The organism is Bradyrhizobium sp. 61, assembly GCF_023073075.1.
Taxonomy (GTDB): Bacteria; Pseudomonadota; Alphaproteobacteria; order Rhizobiales; family Xanthobacteraceae; genus Bradyrhizobium; species Bradyrhizobium barranii.
In genome coordinates this window covers 1-17,809 of the sequence record NZ_JADPIU010000003.1, presented here as the reverse complement: position 1 = coordinate 17,809, position 17,809 = coordinate 1, and the positions used below count along the sequence as shown (strand labels likewise).

Sequence of the window (17,809 nt, the reverse complement as noted above, 5' to 3'; positions counted from 1 at the left end):
GAGGTGCCGTCATGGTCCGCGAAACAACCTACGTGGTGCAGGCGTTCAACGCCGGCAAGGGTGGAAATCTGAAGGCCGACTCTCCCATCGTCTGCAAGTCGGAAAGCGGCGCGCTGCGCACGGCGGAGAGATTGGCCTTGAGCAAACTCGGCGTCGTCGCGTTCTCGTCCAGCGGCGATCCCGAAATGGGCGACTATGACGATGAGCCTACGGTGTTCTTCCGAAAGGGCGAGCTTCCGGCTGGTTTCGACTGAGGCCCTGATCGTGGTCGAGCAGATATTGGCGGAGAGGCACAGATGAACGAGCGACTGGACATATTGAAGAAGGCCCGCGATCGCATGATCGAGGACAGAGACACGCATGCGAAGGTGCTGGCCGCTCCCTTTGATAGAGACAATGCCGAGCGAGCACGGAACAAATTCCTCGAGCTTCAAACGCTGATCGATGCCCTGGACCGCGCAATCAGTGCAGAAAAGCCGGCATAGGACCGAAGCGAGTGAAGGGCGGGACTGGCGGACGTTTCAAGACAGCACCGCAGTCGCATGCCGGCGGCCGCCACGGCTCGCTCTATTGCTGTCTCGCCCATTCGACGATCGCCGTGGCATCGGCGCCTGCCTGCGTCTCCCAGGTGGCGATAGCAGGCGTTGCCGCTTTCCGGAGCGCGGCGACGAGGGATGCCGGCGCCGGCTCGGCGATGCGGACGCCGTTGTCGCGCATGCGCGCATAGTTTTCGATGGTGCGATGGGTCAATAGCGCGAATTGGCTTTGCTCGGTCTCGGCCGCCGCGGCCAGCACCTCGCGCTGCATGGGCTCGGACAGTTCGGCAAATGTGTCGCTGCGGACGAAGGCGATCGAGACCGGCATCGCGTAGTTGATCGCTGTGAAGTAGGGCAGGAAGTCCCAGAGCTTGCGTCCCGCACCGCCGTCGCCGGAGGTGAGGAACGCATTCAGCCGGTGCTCCCTGAGGCCAGCGAGCGCCGCGTCCATCGGCAGGAACTGTGCATTCGCGCCGGCCGCGCGCATGACCTCGCCGGAGTTGGCGTCGTAGGCCCGCAAATTCAGTTTCGGCAGGGCGTCGGCGCCTTCCAGCACATGGTCCGACCAGAGGCCCGTGGCCGGCCAGATCGTGACATAGAGCAGCTTCAGGCCGCGCGCCGCGAGCGCCTTCTCGTAGAGCGGGCGCGCCCGCAGATTGGTGGCGCGGGCGAGGTCGACGGACTGCACCAGAAAGGGCAGGGTGGACAATCCGAGCACCGGGTCGAGGCCCGAAAGCGCGCCCGCGAAGGCGTCGCCGCCGGCGATGCGACCATCCAGCGCGGCGCGCGGCATTTCGCCCGAGTTGATCTTGAGCTCGTTGTCGAAAGCGCTAGCTACGGTCACGAAACCGTTTGTGCGCGCCGCGACACGATCGGCGAAACTGGTGAGCCCGATCCCGGAAATGTTGCTTTGCGGATATTCCGTGGTCATCCGCCAGTTGACTTGCGCCATGGCCGGCGCGGCGGACAGGGCGAGGGCTAGGAGGACAAGGATCGCGCGGATCCCTGGGGCAGGGCAACGCATTGGGAGAAGCGGGTCAAACAGCATATATTGGCAACTCGTCGAACCATGGCACGATGCCACAACATGGCAGATCATCTTGTTGCATGCCGCGCCGGAGCACGCCACAGCGATGCTTGGGCACGGCTGACGCGAACTGCATCACTCATCGTCGCCGCACTGCTCGTCTCGGCGACACGGGTGGCGGCGTGGGACAGCTCGCCCGCGAAGACCAATATTGCTGTCCCCAGCGTCGAGGAGCTTGCGATGCCACCGGCGAATCCGGTCGCTGCGCGCGAGAGCGATACGCGGGAATCGATCTGCCTGATCGTCGAGGCGGCCGCACGGGATGCCAATCTGCCGCTGGAATTCTTCGCCCGCGTGATCTGGCAGGAAAGCCGATTCCAGGCCGATGCCGTGGGGCCCATGACGCGCAGCGGCGAGCATGCGCAGGGGATCGCGCAGTTCATGCCGGGCACTGCCAGCGAGCGCGGGCTGCTCAATCCCTTCAACCCGGTGCAGGCGCTGCCGAAGTCGGCCGAATTTTTGAACGAGCTGCGCAACCAGTTCGGCAATCTCGGCTTGGCCGCAGCCGCCTATAACGCCGGGCCGCGCCGGGTGCAGGAATGGCTCGCCGGCACCGGCGGCATGCCGGAGCAGACCCGCAACTACGTCTATGCCATCACCGGCACGAGCGTTGACGCGTGGGCCAAGGCGGGAGCGACCGGCAAGGGACCGCCGAGTTCGCCGCCGACGAGCTGCCGCGATCTCATGGCGCTTCTGAAGCGCGCGCCGAATGCCTTTGTCGCCGAGCTCGAACAGCATGTCGAGCTCGCTGCCGCAAAGGTCTGGGGCGTACAGCTCGCTGCCGGCTTCGACCGCAACAGGGCGCTGGCGATGTATTCCCGCGCCGTCACGCGGCTGAACACCGTGATCGGCGACCGCGATCCGAGCTTGCTAAGCTCGGTGATGCGCAGCCGCGGTACGCGCGCCTTCTACCAGGTGCGCATCGGCGCGGACACGAGGAGTGAGGCGGACGATCTGTGCAACCGTATCCGCAAGGCCGGCGGTGCCTGCTTCGTGCTGAAGAACCGGGGTGTGAGCGGGTAGGCGCGTCTGCCCGCGCGCGCATGCCAGCCCCGCCGCGCGCTTCCTTGACGCCAGCCACGGCATTGCCCGTTATGCGGGCACGATTCCGCAATCCGGCCAAAGACTCCCGTGGCGCTTCCTCCGCTCGATTCCCCTCAATGGCAAAGTTCCTGGCGCGCGTTTGCGTGGGGACTGCGTTCGATCACGCAGACGATCCTCACGCTCGTCCTGTTCGCGACCTATCTCGGCATCGGCGCGCTCGCCCATGACACCCATTTCAGCCTGCTCTGGGCGCTCTGCTCGACGCTGTTCGTCTGGGCGGGCCCCGCGCAGATCATTCTGATCACCACGCTCGGCTCCGGCGCGACCATCATCCAATCGGCGATCGCGGTCACCGTCAGCGCGATCCGGCTGTTTCCGATGGTGGTCTCGGTGCTGCCCCTGATGCGCACGCCGACGACCAAGCGGCGCGAGCTGTTCTTCGCCGCGCATCTTACGGCGGTGACACTGTGGGTCGAATGCCATCGCTTCCTGCCGCAAGTGCCGCGCGAGCGGCGCATCGCCTTCGTCAACGGGCTTGGTTTTGGTCTGGTCTCCGTGTGTCTCACCGCCAACACGGTCGGCTATTTCCTTGCCGCCAACCTGACGCAGACGCTCGGCGCCGCGATCCTGATGCTGACGCCGCTGTCGTTCCTGTTCTCGACCGCGCGCAACAGTCGCGAGGTCGCCGACGTCGTCGCGCTGACGCTCGGGGTTCTGCTCTATCCGCTGGCCGCGAAGATGAACTCCGGGCTCGACATTCTCGTCAGCGGTTTGGTGGCCGGCACGATCGCTTATGGCGTGCATTGGTGGCGGGAGGTGCGCGCATGAGCTTTGCGCAGCTCATCGGCGACTGGCACGCACTCGTCGTGCTGTTCGTCGCCGGCGTTGTTCCCAACCAGATATGGCGCATGCTGGGCCTGTGGTTCGGCGGCGGCATCGACGAGGGCTCGGAGCTGCTGGTCTGGGTGAGGGCGGTCGCCACCGCCATCCTGGCCGGCGTCATCGCCCAGATCGTGGTGGAGCCGCCGGGGGCGCTCGCCAGCGTGCCGGACGTCTTGCGCTATGGCGCGGTCGGCGCAGGCCTCGTCGGCTTCCTGCTGACCCGCCGCTCGATCTTCGCAGGCGTGGTGACAGGCGAAGTCTTCATGCTGGCCGGAAAGTGGTGGTTAGGCTAAAACCACCGGCGAACAGCAAGGAACGGGAAATATGGTTCGCGAAAACGAGCTCCGCGAGGGCGAGGTCGCCATCGATCTGCCGTCGACGGAGGATGCCGGCCTCGTCTTCATCGGCCGCATCCGCACGCCCTGGACCTCGCGGATGGAGACGCCGCGACAGGGACGTCAGGACGGCCCGGTGTGCCGGCTCGAGATCTTCGAGCCGTTCGTGCCGGCCATCAAGGGTGTCGATTTCTACAGCAATCTCGAAGTGCTCTACTGGCTCGACAAGTCGCGCCGCGACATCGTCCTGCAAAGCCCGAAGAACAACGAGAAGACCCGCGGCACGTTTTCGCTGCGCTCACCGGTCCGGCCCAACCCGATCGGCACCTCGATCGTTAAGCTCGTCGGCATCGAGGGCAATGCCATTCTGGTGCGCGGGCTCGACTGCATCGACAACACGCCGCTGATCGACATCAAGCCAGATCGTTGCGAATTCACGCCGCTGGCCGCCCCGCAGGCAGGGGATTTTCAGACGGAGTGAGGGGCGGCGATCGTAGCCCGCACGGAGCGAAGCGGAATGCGGGGAGGTCCCGGATTACGCTTCGCTCCATCCGGGCTACAGGGCTGATATCTATCCCGCCTTCAGCGCCGCGATCAGCTTGGCCGCGTTCTCTTCCAGAACCTTGACGTCTTCCTTGCGGCTGGCGGGCGGCAGCATGGCCACGCCGTCGTGGCGCGGCATCACGTGCATGTGGAGATGAAACACCACCTGGCCGCCGGCGGGCTCGTTGAACTGCTGCACGGTGATGCCGTCGGCCTCGAACGCCTTCATCGCAGCGGCCGCGATCTTGTGCGCGCCGCGGGCGACGTGGGCGTAGTCGTCAGGCTTGATGTCGAGGATGTTGCGGGCAGGGGCCTTCGGGATCACCAGCGTATGGCCCGATACCCGCGGCATGATGTCGAGGAAGGCAAACACATGCTCGTCCTCATAGACCTTGTGGCAGGAAAACTCGCCGCGCAGGATCTTCGCGAAGATGTTGTTGGGGTCGTAGGCGGTCATGGCGGCGGCTCCTCGAATTTTGCGCTTACTGTCATCAGCCGTGGCAAACCGTCAAGGCGCCTCGTCGACGCCTTTGCGGAACGGGCCGAGCTCGGCCAGCTCCCGTCCGGCCTCGGCGACATAGGCGCGCTCGCGCTTGAGGTAATCGTCGATGGCGCGGCGCAGGCCGGGATCGGCGATGAAGTGGGCGGAATGGGTCGTCCGCGGCAGGTAGCCACGCGCGATCTTGTGCTCGCCCTGTGCGCCGGCCTCGACGTTGTCGAGGCCGTGTTTGATCGCGAAATCGATCGCCTGATAGTAGCAGACCTCGAAATGCAGGAACGGATGATGCTCGACCGCGCCCCAGTTGCGGCCGAACAGCGTATCCGAGCCGATGAAGTTGATCGCGCCCGCGATCCAGCGGCCGTTGCGGCGGGCCATCACCAGCAGCACGTCCTGGCTCATGGTCTCGCCGATCAGCGAGAAGAATTCGCGCGTGAGATAAGGCCGGCCCCATTTGCGCGAGCCGGTCTCCATGTAGAATTCGAAGAAGGCGTCCCAGGCATCCTCGGTGATGTCGCTGCCGGTGAGCCAGTGGATGGTGATGCCGCTTGCAAGCGCATCGCGCCGCTCGCGCTTGATCGATTTGCGGTGGCGCGAATTGAGCGTGGTGAGGAAATCGTCGAAGGTCGCAAATCCCTCGTTATGCCAGTGGAACTGCTGATCGGTGCGCTGGAGGAAGCCGTGCCCGGCGAGCCGTTTCCACTCCGCCTCACGCGCGAAGGTCACGTGCACCGAGGAGGCCTTGCTGACGCCGCACAGCGCCACCAGCCCGCTCGCCAGCGCTTCAGCGATGCGCTCGCGATCGACGCCGTCGCGGACCAGCAGCCGGGGCCCTGTGGCCGGGGTGAAGGGAACCGAGACCTGGAGCTTCGGATAGTAGCGTCCCCCGGCGCGCTCATAGGCGTCCGCCCAGCCGCGGTCGAAGACGTACTCGCCTTGGGAATGCGATTTCAGATAGCAGGGCACGACCCCGGCGACGCGGCCATCGACCTTGGCCACCAGATGCCGGGGCCCCCAGCCGGTGCGGATGGTTGCTGAACCCGATTTCTCAATCGCGGATAAAAACGCGTGCGAGACGAACGGGTTATAAGCGGGTTTTGAGAGGCCGAGGGAATCGCCTGGAAGCCCGGATGAAGTTCCCGCGCCATGCCCGTTGCAAGCCTTGTCGGGATTGGCACAGGCGTCCCAATCCTCGGCAGATACCTCGCCAATCGAGGGTACAGCCTCGAGTGTGATTTCAGATGATGCCATCGTGCCCAAGATCGTGCATTGCAGCAGCGACTTCAAGAGGCGGGAACCGAGCTCTCTCGTGCCCTAGACGCATCGCAGCGCGCAGCGGTGCGATGCAGAGCCGGGGCCCATCTCTCCGAATAGCGTGCCGCCTTCTGGGTCCCGGCTCTGCACAGCAACGCTGCGCGTTGCAGCGCGTCCGGGACACGAGAGCGGGCGTGCGCAAGCCCTACGGCACGAACCCCTCAAAGATCATCTGATCCGCATATTGTCCGACCCGCGTCCGCTGCTCCGGGGTGCGCACGGTCCAGCCGAGCAGGGCGCAGCCGAGGACGTTGCGGGCGATCCAGGGGGCGGGGGCCGGCAGGTGGTCGACCTTGAAGGCGACGAAATGCGGCTGGGTCTGAAAGCCGTGGCGCAGGTACAGCATGCTGTCGCGCTGCCCCTCGGTCAGCTTCGCCCAATACTCGTCTTCATAGGTCCGCTGGGCGACGATGCCGCGCGGGCGGGAGGGCAACAGCTCACGCAGCGCCAGCACCTGGTCGGGATCGAAGGACATGCCGACGGCGGGCCCCTGATAGGACGCCAGCACCTCGGCCATCCGCTTCACCAGCTTGCGGTCGCCGCCAAAATGGCTCTTCACCTCGATCACCAGCGGCACGCGCCCGGCGACCATGGCGCAGAGATCGGACAGCGACATCATCCGCTCGTCCGTGTCCTTGAACTTGACCGCCTTCAGCTCGGCCGCGGTCTTCTCGACCACCTCACCGGTAGCCTCGGTGAGGCGGCCGAGCGCGTGGTCATGGTGCACCATGGCCTCGCCGTCGGCGGAGAGCTGAATGTCGACCTCGATCGAGAAATTGCCCGCGATCGCAGCCTGCACCGCCCCCGGCATGTTCTCGACGATGCCACGGGAAACGTCATGCAGGCCGCGATGGGCGACCGGCCGGGCTGTCAGCCAATCAGGAGCGCGCAACGCCGTCAGCTCCGTGTCAGGCGACCTCGAACACGCCTTCGACCTCGACCGCCGCGTCCGCGGGCAGCGAGGCGACGCCGACGGTGGTGCGGGCGTGGCGGCCCTTGTCACCGAAAGCGGCTACCATCAGGTCGGAGGCGCCGTTTAGCACCTTCGGCCCGTCCAGGAAGTCGGGTGCCGAGTTGATGAAGCCGCCGAGGCGCACCACGCGCACGACCTTGTCGAGGTCGCCGAGCGCCGCCTTGACCTGGGCCAGCAGGTTGACGGCGCAGCCGCGCGCCGCCGCGGCACCGTCCTCGATCGAAACGCCGGCACCGAGCTTGCCCTTGGCGATCAGCTTGCCGGCGGGGTCGAAACAGACCTGGCCGGAGACGAACAGCAGGTTACCGGTGCGCACGAACGGCACGTAATTGGCGACAGGGGTAGGGGCCTCGTGCAGCTTGATGCCCTGTTTCGCCAGTTTCTGCTCGACCGTGCCCGCCATGTTCGACCTCGTTGTCCAAATTTCATCCGCCCGGCTGCGTCCATTTGGAGGCCGGGCGCGCCCTGTTTCGCCCATCGTGCCGTCACATGCAAGCAACCGGAGCGACTGCATTTTGTTGTGGCCAGGCAGCAGGTTCAAGGCGGGGGCCGCAACTTTACGTGAAACGGCCTCAGTTGCGACGCAATGGAACGGTCATTAAAATGTCGAATCTGCGCTTTCCCCAAGGATGACACATGGTGCACCTTTTCCGGACTTCGCTTGGTGTGATGGCGCTCGCGGCGGCTGCTTTCGGTGCAGGCGGTGGAGCGCAGGCGGCCAGCGGTCCGTTCCTTGCGCACCAGGCGCTCTATGACCTCAGCCTCGTCAAATCGCGCTCCAATTCGATCAACAGCGCGCGCGGCCGCATCCTCTACAATTTCACGGGAAGTTCGTGCGAGGGCTACACCTCCGAATTCCGCCAGGTCTCCGAGCTCGACAGCGGCGAGGGCAAGATCACGCTGAGCGACCTCCGCTCGAACTCCTGGGAGGACGCCGCGGGAAAAAGCTACCGCTTCAAGATCGAGACGCGGATGAACGAGGCCGATGCCGGCCGGGTCGACGGTTCGGCCGAGCGCGACGGCGACCACATCAACGTCAAGCTGAAGCTGCCGGCGCCGAAGAGCTTCACCCTCGACGGCAAGATCGTGTTCCCGACCGAGCAGATCCAGCGCATCATTGCCGCCGCCAAGGACGGCAAGTCGCTGCTCGAGCTGTCGGTCTATGACGGCTCCGACGACGGCCAGAAGGTCTACAACACGCTGACCGTGATCGGTCAGCCGATTCCCGCCGACCGCACTGCTTCGCCCGATGCATCGACCACGGACGAGCACATGAAGTCGCTCAAGCGCTGGCCGGTTACCGTCAGCTATTTCGACCGCGAGTCCCAGCAGAAGGAAGGCGAGCAGACGCCGGTCTACGCGATGGCGTTCGAGCTCTACGAAAACGGCGTTTCGCGCCAGCTCGTGCTCGATTACAACGATTTCGTGATTTCCGGCGCGATGGGCAAGTTCGACGCGAAGGACAGCAAGCCCTGCAATTGAGGGGCGAGACTAGCCCTCCGCTCGCTCTCCGGCTACGCTTCCTCCCAACCACAAACCCGGGAGGCAAGCACCATGCCCAAGCTCGACCATCTCCGCCCCAGCGGCCTACATCACAATCCGGCCTATTCCCACGTCGTCACCGCTTCCGGTGCGCGTACGATCTACATCTCCGGCCAGGTGTCGGTGGACGAGGAAGGGCGGATCGTCGGCGAGGGCGATATTGCCGCGCAGACGACGCAGGTGATGCAGAATCTCGGCCATGCGCTGAAGGCGGCCGGCGCGACCTACGCCAACATCGTCAAGATCACGACCTTCGTGGTGAACTACAAGCCGGAGCTGCGCCCTATCATCGGCAAGGCCCGCTCGGCCTTCTTCGAGGGCATGGAGCCGCCGGCCTCGACGCTCGTCGGCGTCTCCGCGCTTGCCGCGCCGGAATGGCTGATCGAGATCGAGGCGGTGGCGGTCGCGGATTGATCCGACCGTGGGATGGGTAGAGCGAAGCGAAACCCATCACCCTTGTTGCGCAGGAAGAGCTCGATGGGTTTCGCTTCGCTCTACCCATCTTACTTTGCTGCGGACATAGCTCGCAAAACAGCCATCGCTTCATCGGCCCTGTCGGCAGGTACGAAAAGATGATCGTGGTGGAAGGCCGACACAGCATTCACGCTGATGCCGGCTTCGGCCAGTCGCGCCGTGATAACCGCCAGAAAGCCCACTGCGTCGAGTGCAGAGTGAACCGTCAGGGTGATCAGGCGCGAGGCGAACGCGTAGCGTAAGCCTGACGCCTCGGCTTCTTCGCGCGGGATCACCAGCGTGGTTCCTTCCTGCTCGCGGAACGTCAGCTGCGGATTGAGCGCTGCAGGAACGGGCTCGCTGGGTGGTATCGTGCAAAACACGAAGGTGCCGTCCAGCAGCTCCGGCTTCATGTTCCTCAACAGCGCGTCGAGGCCGCGTTCGCCTGTCACGATGGCCAGCCTCTCAGCGCGTTCGGATGCGTACAGCCCTTGCGAAACCGATCAGCGCCCGGAACCTGACAGGGCCTCGCCAACATACCTTTGTATATCTCCTCCAATCCTTCTCATACGCTGACCTTACGCTGGTACAATTGAGCGACGGCCGGAGATTCTTACAATTTGAGTCTACTCGGGTCACTGCGAGGAAGCTCAAATGAACGTCATGATTGGAAAGCTCAACGGCCTGTGGCACCTCATCGTCGGATCTTGTCAGATCCGAACGCCGTTCCTGGCGAGTCAGGATCGGCAGTTGGTCATTCAGTATGCTAGGCGTGTCTATCCGGGTGCACGGATCTTCGAACGCGACTGAATTGAGCAGGACTCGATCATTCCTGCTGTCCTGTTTCAGGGCCATCATACGCGATGCCGCGAATGACGGCGGAGTTGCCGAACTTCTTGCGCAGGCTGTCCACCGCGCGCTCGGCATGCGCAGCACGGCGGTCAAGCATATCGGTGTCGTCGGCGGGCGAGCCTTCGCGCAGCGCGCTGACGCCGGCGCCCATCAGACGGAACGCGGTGCCGTCGATCTCCTTCGCCAGCATCTCGCGGCAGATCGAGAAGATCTTGGCGGCAAGCTGCGTCGGGCCTGCGATCGACTGCGAGCGGGTGCGCTGGCGGAAATCGGCGGTCTTCAGCTTCAGCGTGACGGTCGAGCCGGCAAGCTCGCTGCTCTTCAGCCGCGACGACGTCTTCTCGCAGAGCCGCCACAGGATCTTCTCCAGCGTCGCGAAATCGCGGATGTCGGTCTCGAAGGTGGTTTCGCTCGAAATCGTCTTGGCGCCACGATCGGGCTCGACGCGGCGGTCGTCGATGCCGCGCGCGAGCCGCCACAGCCTGCGGCCGTCACTCGGAAATTGACGCATCATTTCGATCTCGTCGGCCTTTTGCAGGTCGGCGATGATGCGGAAGCCGCGCTGCACCAGGCGCTCCTGCGTGGCCGGGCCGACGCCGAAGATGAAGCCGACCGGCTTCTCCGCCAGCATCAAACGGGCTTCCTCCTGATCGAGCGCGGCAAAGCCGCGCGGCTTGTCGAGGTCGGAGGCGATCTTGGCCAGGAACTTGTTGCAGGACAGGCCGACCGAGACGGAGATGCCGATGTCGCGCTCGATGTTGCGCGCGAACCGCGCCAGCACCTTGGCCGGAACCATGCCGTGCACCCGCTCGGTGCCCGAGAGATCGAGGAAGGCCTCGTCGATCGAGAGCGGCTCGACCAGCGGCGTCAGCGCCTGCATGGCCTGGCGCACCTCGCGGCCGACACGGACGTACTTGGCCATGTCGGGCGGGATCACGGTCGCGTGCGGGCAGGCCTCGAGCGCCCTATACATCGGCATGGCCGAGCGGACGCCATAGGTGCGGGCGATGTAGCAGGCGGCCGACACCACGCCGCGCTTGCCCCCGCCGATGATGACGGGCTTGTCGGCGATGTCAGGATTGTCGCGCTTCTCGACCGTCGCATAGAAGGCGTCGCAGTCGATATGGGCGATGGTCAGGCCTGCGAGCGCGCGGTGGCGGACGAGGCGAGGGGAACCGCAGGCGGAGCAGCGCCTCACGCCCATATCCAGATCGGCCAGACAATCCCGGCAGAAGCAGCGGGGTCCGGCCGTATCAGGGACGGTCACGGCACGTCGCGCTCCCAGGAGGGGTCGCCGAGCGCGTCGCCCAGCACCTGCCGCGCCGCAGCAACGTTGGTCGGATGCAGCTCCGCGGTCGAGGCAAAGGCCTTTACAGTGGCGTCATCGCGCATCACGAAATCGAGTACGCTGAGGAGGAAATTCGGGTCCGAGGCGGCATTGCGCAGGGTCTCAGGACCGACGCCTGTCTCAGCCAGGAACAGGCCAAGCCGCTCCGGATCGCCGGCCACGAAGGAGAGCGCCTGAATCGCAACGATTTCAGCGACTTCGCGAGGGTTGTGAACAGGCTTTTTCAAGGGTTCGGTTTGCCTTTCCGTTAACTTTCGGTGTCTACTTTGAAACCATCATGCCCGAGTCTCAAGACCGCCGACAAGCAACTGGAAACCACATCGCAGAAAGTCGGCCCTCGGGTTTAACGAAACTCAAGCGAATCTGAGGCTAGTTTGAATCCAGTTTTCGAAGCGCCGGCGAGCGGCGCCTGAGGCGTCACATGTATACGGCTTCGTGCCAATCAGGAGGGCGGGATGGCTAAGACCGTCCTGATCGTGGAAGACAACGAGCTCAACATGAAGCTCTTCCGCGACCTGTTGGAGGCGCACGGTTACCAGACCTCCGGCACCAGCAACGGCTACGAGGCGCTCGACCTCGTTCGCAAGATGCGGCCCGACCTCGTGCTGATGGATATCCAATTGCCGCAGGTCTCGGGCCTCGAGGTCACGCGCTGGATCAAGGACGATCCGGAGCTGCGCGCCATTCCCGTCGTCGCGGTCACGGCGTTCGCGATGAAGGGCGACGAAGAGCGCATCCGCGAGGGCGGCTGCGAGGCCTATTTGTCCAAGCCGATCTCGGTCGGCAAATTCATTGAGACGGTCCGGCGTTTTATCGGATAGGAAGTGAGTTCAAAGTGTCCGCGCGTATCCTGGTTGTCGATGACGTTCCCGCTAACGTCAAACTCCTCGAAGCTCGCCTGTCCGCCGAATATTTCGACGTGATGACCGCCTCGAACGGCACCGAGGCGCTGGCGCTGGCCAGCCGCGCCGAATGCGACATCATCCTGCTCGACGTGATGATGCCCGACATGGACGGCTTTGAAGTCTGCCGCCGTCTCAAGACCGATCCGGCGACGCACCACATCCCCGTCGTGATGGTCACCGCGCTCGACAGCCCCGCCGACCGCAATCGCGGGCTGGAAGCCGGCGCCGACGATTTCCTCACAAAACCCGTCTCCGACGTCGTGCTGATCGCGCGCGTGCGCTCGCTGACGCGGTTGAAGATGATGACCGATGAGCTGCGCATGCGCGCCATCACCTCGCTCGAGATCGGCATGCAGGCGCCCGAGCGCAGCGCCGTGGCCGACACCGGCAGGGGCGGCCGCATTCTGCTGGTCGACGACCGTCAGTCCTCCTATGAGCGGCTGGCGACGATCCTCGCCGCGGAGCACACCATCGACGTCGAGCCGAACCCGACGGAAGCGCTGTTCCACGCAGCCGAGGGCAATTACGATCTGCTGATCGTCTCGCTCGACCTCAACAATTTCGACGGGCTGCGGCTGTGCAGCCAGGCGCGCTCGCTGGAGCGCACGCGCCACGTGCCGATCCTGGCGATCGCGGACCCCGAGAACTCGACGCGCCTGCTCCGCGGCCTCGAGATCGGCGTCAACGACTATTTGCTGCGCCCGATCGACAAGACCGAGCTGCTGGCCCGCGCCCGCACGCAGATCCGCCGCCGCCGCTACACCGATCATTTGCGCGACAACGTGCAGAACTCGATCGAGATGGCGATCACGGACGCGCTCACCGGCCTGCACAATCGCCGCTACATGGAGAGCCATCTGGCGACGCTCGCTGACCAAGCCTCGACCCGCGGCAAGCCCCTGGCGCTGATGATTCTGGACATCGACTATTTCAAGTCGATCAACGACAATTACGGCCACGACGCCGGCGACGACGTGCTGCGCGAGTTCGCGGTGCGCGTGCGCAAGTCGATCCGCGGCATCGACCTGGCCTGCCGCTACGGCGGCGAGGAGTTCGTCATCGTGATGCCGGAGACCGATCTCCACGTCGCCGGCATGGTCGCCGAGCGCCTGCGCCGTTCGATCGCGGGCGAGCCGTTCGCCGTCCACAAGGGCACCAAGCGCATCGAGGTCACGATCTCGATCGGCCTCACCACGCTGGAGCAGAAGGGCGAGGCGGTCGCCGACGTCCTCAAGCGCGCCGACACCGCGCTCTACCGCGCCAAGCACGACGGCCGCAATCGCGTGGTGTCGCAGGCGGCGTGAGGCCGCCTGCAACAAAAACTGCGAAAACAACCCCATGCACAGTAGCCGGCGTTAGCCGGATCAATGGCTTATGCGGGTAGAGCTAGGCGGCCTAAGCCGATTGCCCGGGCGTTTGACACGTCGGGCAAAACAGGAGCATTTTGATAGGATCGGGCAGGGCGCGGTTGTTGCGCGAAGCCCTCTCCCCAAACTCCGCTGTTCCACACGCTCCGCTGTCATTCCCCGCGAAGGCGGGGAATCCAGTACGCCGCGGCCTCTCGGTTCAATCACAACCGCCTCTGGAATACTGGATCACCCGCTTTCGCGGGTGATGACACCGAACGATACGGCCATGGTGATTAGTGCGGCGTGCGCTTGCTGTGCGTCGCGACTTGCTTCTCCGCATCACCCAGATCCACGCCTGCATTCCGCAGCAGCACCTTCGCCGCTTCCTTCGCGGCACGCGCCATCGCGGGGTCGTCGCGCACGAGGTCCTGCGCGATCGAGCCGTCGACCAGGAGCACGAGCTGGGTGGCGAGCGCATCCGCCTCCGTGACGCCGAGCTCGTTCAAGCGTTCGCGAAACCAGACGCGGCGGCTTTCCTTGAAGGCGATTGCGATCTTCTTCACGGCGCGGTCCTTTGGGCCAAGCTCGGCGACCGCATTGACGAACGGGCAGCCGCGAAAATCCTTGGCCGCAAAGCGCCGCTCCAGCGAATCGAAGGTGCCAAGAATCTGCTCGGCCGGGGGCTTGTCGGAGGGGCGCGGCTTGACGAAGCGGCGCTCCAGATAGGCCGCGATCAGCGCATCCTTGGAGGGGAAGTGGTTGTAGAGCGTGCGCTTGGAGATGCCGATCTCGGCCGCGATGGTGTCGACGCCGATGGCGCGAATGCCTTGCAGATAGAACAGCTTGTCGGCGGTCTCGAGGATCCGCTCCTTCATCGTCTGTGGTGTGGGCGGGGGAGCCATGCGGCAGCGTGCGTCCTGTTCGCTTGACAGCGTGCACCTTTCATAGCCTAATTACACAGGTCTGTGTAACCAAAAACATCGAGAATTGCAGACGCCGGCGCGCGCGTCGCGCCGACGAGGGAGAAAAATATGCCCCTGTTGCAGGTTCTGCGTCCGACATTACCCATCCTGATCGGCGCCTCGATCATGCTGACGCTGAGCATGGGGCTGCGGCAGAGCCTCGGCATCTTCATGCAGCCGCTGACGCACGACATCCACATTTCGATCTCGGATTTCACGCTGGCGCTGGCCGTGCAGAACCTCGCCTGGGGCTTTCTCCAGCCACTCGCCGGCGCGCTGACCGTGCGCTACGGCTTCCGCCCGATCATGATCGTGGGCGCGCTGATGTACATCGCGGGCCTCATCCTGATGGCGACCGCGAACGGGCTCGTCAGCATCATGATCGGCGCCGGCGTGCTGATCGGCACCTCGCTCGCCTGCACCGCGGCGGCGATCGCGATGTCGGTGGCCGCGCGCGCTGTGCCCGAGACCGTCCGCTCCACCGTGCTCGGCATCGTCTCCGGCGCGGGCTCGCTCGGCGCGCTGCTGTCTGCGCCGATCGGGCAGTTGCTCAACGAAGGATTTGGTTGGCGCGTCGGGCTCGCCGGTTTCGTGATCATGTCGGTGCTGATGATCCCTGCGGCCTGGTATGCCGGCCGCATCGACGCGATTCCGCTGCCGAAGCCTGCCGCCGACGACATCGGGGATGCCACCGCCGCGACGGCAGCGAAGACGGCGTTCGGCAACGCGTCCTTCGTGGTGATGACCTGCGCCTATCTCGTCTGCGGCATGCAGCTCGTGTTTCTCACCACGCATCTGCCGTCCTATCTGGCGATCTGCGGCCTCGATCCGATGCTGAGCGCGCAGACGCTCGGCATGATCGGCGGCTTCAACGTGCTGGGCTCGCTGTTCTTCGGCTGGGCCGGCCAGCGCTGGAACAAGCTGGCGCTGCTGGGCGGCATCTACATCCTGCGCTCGCTCGCGCTTGCCTGGTACTTCACGCTGCCGGCGACGTCGTTCTCGACGCTGCTGTTCGGCGCGATCATGGGCTTCCTCTGGATGGGCGTCGGCCCGCTGGTCGCCGGCGCGGTCGCCGAGATGTTCGGCCTGCGCTGGCAGGCGATGATCCAGGGCCTCGCCTTCATGAGCCACCAGATCGGCAGCTTCCTCGGCGCCTACGGAGGAGGGGTGCTCTACGACACGCTCGGCTCCTACACCATGGCCTGGCGCATCGGCGTGGCGCTGGGCCTGGCCGGCGGCATCATCCAGGTCGCGTTCGCGCTGATCCGGCCGTCGCAGCCGCCGTCGCCGGTGCTGCGGACGGCGTAGCGGGGCGGTGCTCGCGAACGTCAGAGGGAGCTTGCAGGGGACGCCGTGCTGTTTCGTCGTGATGGCAACGTGTGACCCGAAGCTTGGCGCGCGGACGAACTTTTCTCCGGCTGTGACGTTGCAACAATTCATGATCCTGCAGGCGGATGGCGCGTCGTCGCGTGCGCCATCCGCTCCTCCACATGGGCCCTAAGCTTTCAGGTCCGTGATCCGCATAATCGCGACCACATTCCCGTCGTTGTACGCCTGTTCTTTTGTTTCCTTGTTGCAGGTCCAGACAAAATTCTTCTTGCCCGTAAAGGTCTTTCCGTCCTGCTCAAGCCGAAGCTCCCCTTCGGTGATATGGCAGATCATGGCATTCATCATCGGGGGCCCCATGGTCTTCGCCCCCGGCTGCATGATGACATCGCGCATTGAGACGGTCTTAAAACCTGGGATCAGGGATGGTGTCTCGCCTTCATATTCACGCACCACGACACCTGGCCAAGGCGTCATATCCTTGTAGCCTGTGGTTTGAGCGGCGGCTGGCCTGACGATGGCAGCCGAGGCCGCTGCCAACGCGATTCCCAGTGCGGACCTTCGATCGATCTTGCTCATCGCTTTCTCCCGACGTTACCGAACGAGCCGCCGCATAAGCAGCGCGCAAAGTTCGTGGTGAACGGTGGTCGAAACCGAAAAAAGAACGGCTTCTAAGAGAGCGTGCTTGCCGATGGCACCAGTGCTGCTCGTTTGCCCAGACGGTGATTTCGGCACATCCCACTTTAAGGGCAACGACATTCTACGTCACCTGACGAGTCTGGGGAACATGTGAAACGAAGTCTCTGCCTGGCCCACGGGAAGGTCCGGATTTGGCCCCAAGCGGTCGACCCGGCATGTCCGCTAGATGTCCGCTCCTTGGGGCTGAAGCAGACTTGATATGCTCAGCCCGAGTTCTTCGGGGGGGACCCGAAGCGGACGTGCGTCGTGGTCGCAGCGATATCCGCCTACTGTGCCGACATCGAAATTAATAGCGGGTTGACGATCGGAGCAGGCGGATTTGTCATCTCGGACGGAGATACTGCTGCGTCGTTGAGATTGCGGACCGGGCGCTGCGATGCGGAGGGCGTGCTTAGGGCCAAACTCAACTTCTTCAGCATGCGCCGGAACTCGTGATCATACGACGCGTCGACATCGCGCATCGTTGAAAACGATGTGACGAAATATTCCTTTAATCGGTCGATCGATTCTCCATCTCCAGAGAGAATACAAGCACTGTTGGCCTTTGATATCCGGTGGTGAGTGAGCAAGCTTAAACTCTGCGGTACCGGGGCGGCGATGTGTGTGGCCCTGGAGTGGCTACTACGGGCCCAAGTTTGGCGTGCCTTGACGTGTTCGGCGTGTGGGACTTCCACTGCGGGATTAGGAGTAAGATGAACAATCACCTTCGGCATGCAGCGCTTGCTGTATTCACTGTCATGCTGCCGATCTTTACAATCGGTCACGCTCGCGCCCACGATTATCAGCACCCCGAGTTGAACAGCTGGTATGAGAGCTTGCACAGTGGCAAAGGGCCTTGCTGCGATGGCAGTGATGCGAAGCGCGTTGATGACGCCGATTGGGAAACTAAGGACGGTCACTATCGCGTACGCCTTGATGGCGAGTGGGTTGATGTTCCGAACGAAGCTGTCGTGGATGGACCGAACCGCGCTGGCCGTACGATGGTCTGGCCTTACTACCTAGATGGTCATCCGAAGCCGCGCTGCTTCATGCCGGGAAGCATGGGCTGATAGCGAGCGCGGGGATGCAAGCCTGAAGTAGACCGGGCGCTCTAGCACCCGTCGTCTCCTTCCACGACGGTCGACAGGAAGCTGGAACGAGCCAGATCACATGCAATCGGT

General features: G+C 64.2%; 24 protein-coding genes. 13 read left to right on the top strand and 11 right to left on the bottom strand.

Annotated elements, in window-relative coordinates:
* Positions 1-11: 11 nt before the first annotated feature.
* Complete coding sequence (locus tag IVB46_RS00595) at positions 12-254, top strand: hypothetical protein (protein ID WP_063982778.1); 243 nt, start codon at positions 12-14, stop codon at positions 252-254.
* Between the two features lie 42 nt (positions 255-296).
* A complete protein-coding gene (locus IVB46_RS00590; protein WP_247315970.1) occupies positions 297-485 on the top strand; it encodes a hypothetical protein in 189 nt (62 codons plus the stop codon).
* 82 nt (positions 486-567) lie between these two features.
* Here the strand turns inward: IVB46_RS00590 and IVB46_RS00585 are convergent, their stop codons facing one another.
* Positions 568-1,584: a TRAP transporter substrate-binding protein gene (locus IVB46_RS00585; RefSeq protein WP_247315997.1), complete on the bottom strand. Its 1,017-nt coding sequence runs from the start codon at positions 1,582-1,584 to the stop codon at positions 568-570.
* Between the two features lie 39 nt (positions 1,585-1,623).
* Here IVB46_RS00585 and IVB46_RS00580 point away from each other — a divergent pair, with 39 nt between their 5' ends.
* The 4 genes from IVB46_RS00580 to tsaA all read left to right on the top strand — a co-directional run bounded on the left by IVB46_RS00580 (position 1,624) and on the right by tsaA (position 4,365).
* The gene (locus IVB46_RS00580) at positions 1,624-2,646 is read left to right on the top strand and encodes a lytic transglycosylase domain-containing protein (RefSeq protein ID WP_247341617.1); all 1,023 of its coding nucleotides are present in this window, start codon (positions 1,624-1,626) and stop codon (positions 2,644-2,646) included.
* Between the two features lie 108 nt (positions 2,647-2,754).
* Positions 2,755-3,495: an AzlC family ABC transporter permease gene (locus IVB46_RS00575; RefSeq protein ID WP_063982781.1), complete on the top strand. Its 741-nt coding sequence runs from the start codon at positions 2,755-2,757 to the stop codon at positions 3,493-3,495.
* Positions 3,492-3,842 carry an AzlD domain-containing protein gene (locus IVB46_RS00570; RefSeq protein ID WP_247315976.1) on the top strand — a complete coding sequence of 117 codons (351 nt, stop codon included), beginning with the start codon at positions 3,492-3,494 and terminating at the stop codon, positions 3,840-3,842. Before IVB46_RS00575 ends, IVB46_RS00570 begins: the two co-directional genes overlap by 4 nt.
* 31 nt (positions 3,843-3,873) lie before the next feature.
* The gene (tsaA, locus tag IVB46_RS00565; protein WP_247315978.1) at positions 3,874-4,365 is read left to right on the top strand and encodes a tRNA (N6-threonylcarbamoyladenosine(37)-N6)-methyltransferase TrmO; all 492 of its coding nucleotides are present in this window, start codon (positions 3,874-3,876) and stop codon (positions 4,363-4,365) included.
* Positions 4,366-4,455: 90 nt separating this feature from the next.
* Here tsaA and IVB46_RS00560 read toward each other — a convergent pair whose 3' ends face one another.
* From IVB46_RS00560 to IVB46_RS00545, 4 genes are all read right to left on the bottom strand, one after another.
* A complete protein-coding gene (locus IVB46_RS00560) occupies positions 4,456-4,884 on the bottom strand; it encodes an HIT domain-containing protein (protein ID WP_063982784.1) in 429 nt (142 codons plus the stop codon).
* A gap of 51 nt (positions 4,885-4,935) precedes the next feature.
* Positions 4,936-6,177 (bottom strand): GNAT family N-acetyltransferase, encoded by a 1,242-nt coding sequence (locus IVB46_RS00555; protein WP_247315979.1) that lies wholly within the window; start codon positions 6,175-6,177, stop codon positions 4,936-4,938.
* A gap of 208 nt (positions 6,178-6,385) precedes the next feature.
* Complete coding sequence (locus tag IVB46_RS00550) at positions 6,386-7,132, bottom strand: glycerophosphodiester phosphodiesterase (protein ID WP_247315981.1); 747 nt, start codon at positions 7,130-7,132, stop codon at positions 6,386-6,388.
* A 16-nt stretch (positions 7,133-7,148) separates the two neighbouring features.
* Positions 7,149-7,616 (bottom strand): RidA family protein, encoded by a 468-nt coding sequence (locus IVB46_RS00545; protein WP_247315983.1) that lies wholly within the window; start codon positions 7,614-7,616, stop codon positions 7,149-7,151.
* 233 nt (positions 7,617-7,849) lie between these two features.
* Between IVB46_RS00545 and IVB46_RS00540 the strand changes: the two genes are divergently transcribed.
* Positions 7,850-8,695, top strand: a complete 846-nt coding sequence (locus IVB46_RS00540) for a cell envelope integrity EipB family protein (RefSeq protein WP_247341615.1) — start codon at positions 7,850-7,852, stop codon at positions 8,693-8,695.
* 72 nt (positions 8,696-8,767) lie between these two features.
* The gene (locus tag IVB46_RS00535) at positions 8,768-9,169 is read left to right on the top strand and encodes a RidA family protein (protein WP_014494674.1); all 402 of its coding nucleotides are present in this window, start codon (positions 8,768-8,770) and stop codon (positions 9,167-9,169) included.
* A gap of 89 nt (positions 9,170-9,258) precedes the next feature.
* Here IVB46_RS00535 and IVB46_RS00530 read toward each other — a convergent pair whose 3' ends face one another.
* Complete coding sequence (locus IVB46_RS00530) at positions 9,259-9,660, bottom strand: ACT domain-containing protein (protein WP_247315987.1); 402 nt, start codon at positions 9,658-9,660, stop codon at positions 9,259-9,261.
* 202 nt (positions 9,661-9,862) lie between these two features.
* Between IVB46_RS00530 and IVB46_RS00525 the strand changes: the two genes are divergently transcribed.
* Entirely contained in the window at positions 9,863-10,018 is a 156-nt protein-coding gene (locus tag IVB46_RS00525; RefSeq protein WP_166097113.1) for a hypothetical protein, read from the top strand.
* Positions 10,019-10,034: 16 nt separating this feature from the next.
* On the opposite strand, the gene IVB46_RS00520 is transcribed toward IVB46_RS00525, so the two are convergent.
* Together IVB46_RS00520 and IVB46_RS00515 are read right to left on the bottom strand one after the other, a co-directional pair.
* Positions 10,035-11,327 (bottom strand): DNA polymerase IV, encoded by a 1,293-nt coding sequence (locus IVB46_RS00520; RefSeq protein ID WP_063982789.1) that lies wholly within the window; start codon positions 11,325-11,327, stop codon positions 10,035-10,037.
* Positions 11,324-11,635, bottom strand: a complete 312-nt coding sequence (locus IVB46_RS00515) for a DUF3572 domain-containing protein (protein ID WP_028150563.1) — start codon at positions 11,633-11,635, stop codon at positions 11,324-11,326. Before IVB46_RS00515 ends, IVB46_RS00520 begins: the two co-directional genes overlap by 4 nt.
* A 228-nt stretch (positions 11,636-11,863) precedes the next feature.
* On the opposite strand from IVB46_RS00515, the gene IVB46_RS00510 reads away from it, so the two are divergent.
* Together IVB46_RS00510 and IVB46_RS00505 are read left to right on the top strand one after the other, a co-directional pair.
* Complete coding sequence (locus IVB46_RS00510) at positions 11,864-12,229, top strand: response regulator (RefSeq protein ID WP_008566616.1); 366 nt, start codon at positions 11,864-11,866, stop codon at positions 12,227-12,229.
* A 14-nt stretch (positions 12,230-12,243) separates the two neighbouring features.
* Positions 12,244-13,617: a PleD family two-component system response regulator gene (locus IVB46_RS00505; protein ID WP_028150565.1), complete on the top strand. Its 1,374-nt coding sequence runs from the start codon at positions 12,244-12,246 to the stop codon at positions 13,615-13,617.
* Positions 13,618-13,955: 338 nt separating this feature from the next.
* On the opposite strand, the gene IVB46_RS00500 is transcribed toward IVB46_RS00505, so the two are convergent.
* Entirely contained in the window at positions 13,956-14,564 is a 609-nt protein-coding gene (locus tag IVB46_RS00500; protein WP_247315992.1) for a TetR/AcrR family transcriptional regulator, read from the bottom strand.
* A 129-nt stretch (positions 14,565-14,693) separates the two neighbouring features.
* On the opposite strand from IVB46_RS00500, the gene IVB46_RS00495 reads away from it, so the two are divergent.
* A complete protein-coding gene (locus tag IVB46_RS00495; protein ID WP_247315994.1) occupies positions 14,694-15,932 on the top strand; it encodes an MFS transporter in 1,239 nt (412 codons plus the stop codon).
* Between the two features lie 189 nt (positions 15,933-16,121).
* Here the strand turns inward: IVB46_RS00495 and IVB46_RS00490 are convergent, their stop codons facing one another.
* Positions 16,122-16,529 carry a hypothetical protein gene (locus tag IVB46_RS00490; RefSeq protein ID WP_247315995.1) on the bottom strand — a complete coding sequence of 136 codons (408 nt, stop codon included), beginning with the start codon at positions 16,527-16,529 and terminating at the stop codon, positions 16,122-16,124.
* 386 nt (positions 16,530-16,915) lie between these two features.
* A complete protein-coding gene (locus tag IVB46_RS00485; protein ID WP_247316002.1) occupies positions 16,916-17,548 on the bottom strand; it encodes a hypothetical protein in 633 nt (210 codons plus the stop codon).
* Between IVB46_RS00485 and IVB46_RS00480 the strand changes: the two genes are divergently transcribed.
* Positions 17,444-17,698, top strand: a complete 255-nt coding sequence (locus tag IVB46_RS00480) for a hypothetical protein (protein ID WP_247316000.1) — start codon at positions 17,444-17,446, stop codon at positions 17,696-17,698. The genes IVB46_RS00485 and IVB46_RS00480 overlap by 105 nt on opposite strands.
* Positions 17,699-17,809: the final 111 nt, after the last annotated feature.

Bases quoted from the DNA above. Each gene is read 5' to 3' on its own strand.
- IVB46_RS00595 (WP_063982778.1), top strand. From the start codon at position 12: ATGGTCCGCGAAACAACCTACGTGGTGCAGGCGTTCAACGCCGGCAAG.
- IVB46_RS00590 (WP_247315970.1), top strand. From the start codon at position 297: ATGAACGAGCGACTGGACATATTGAAGAAGGCCCGCGATCGCATGATC.
- IVB46_RS00585 (WP_247315997.1), bottom strand. From the start codon at position 1,584: ATGCTGTTTGACCCGCTTCTCCCAATGCGTTGCCCTGCCCCAGGGATC.
- IVB46_RS00580 (WP_247341617.1), top strand. From the start codon at position 1,624: ATGGCAGATCATCTTGTTGCATGCCGCGCCGGAGCACGCCACAGCGAT.
- IVB46_RS00570 (WP_247315976.1), top strand. From the start codon at position 3,492: ATGAGCTTTGCGCAGCTCATCGGCGACTGGCACGCACTCGTCGTGCTG.
- tsaA (WP_247315978.1), top strand. From the start codon at position 3,874: ATGGTTCGCGAAAACGAGCTCCGCGAGGGCGAGGTCGCCATCGATCTG.
- IVB46_RS00560 (WP_063982784.1), bottom strand. From the start codon at position 4,884: ATGACCGCCTACGACCCCAACAACATCTTCGCGAAGATCCTGCGCGGC.
- IVB46_RS00555 (WP_247315979.1), bottom strand. From the start codon at position 6,177: ATGGCATCATCTGAAATCACACTCGAGGCTGTACCCTCGATTGGCGAG.
- IVB46_RS00545 (WP_247315983.1), bottom strand. From the start codon at position 7,616: ATGGCGGGCACGGTCGAGCAGAAACTGGCGAAACAGGGCATCAAGCTG.
- IVB46_RS00540 (WP_247341615.1), top strand. From the start codon at position 7,850: ATGGTGCACCTTTTCCGGACTTCGCTTGGTGTGATGGCGCTCGCGGCG.
- IVB46_RS00535 (WP_014494674.1), top strand. From the start codon at position 8,768: ATGCCCAAGCTCGACCATCTCCGCCCCAGCGGCCTACATCACAATCCG.
- IVB46_RS00525 (WP_166097113.1), top strand. From the start codon at position 9,863: ATGAACGTCATGATTGGAAAGCTCAACGGCCTGTGGCACCTCATCGTC.
- IVB46_RS00510 (WP_008566616.1), top strand. From the start codon at position 11,864: ATGGCTAAGACCGTCCTGATCGTGGAAGACAACGAGCTCAACATGAAG.
- IVB46_RS00500 (WP_247315992.1), bottom strand. From the start codon at position 14,564: ATGGCTCCCCCGCCCACACCACAGACGATGAAGGAGCGGATCCTCGAG.
- IVB46_RS00495 (WP_247315994.1), top strand. From the start codon at position 14,694: ATGCCCCTGTTGCAGGTTCTGCGTCCGACATTACCCATCCTGATCGGC.
- IVB46_RS00490 (WP_247315995.1), bottom strand. From the start codon at position 16,529: ATGAGCAAGATCGATCGAAGGTCCGCACTGGGAATCGCGTTGGCAGCG.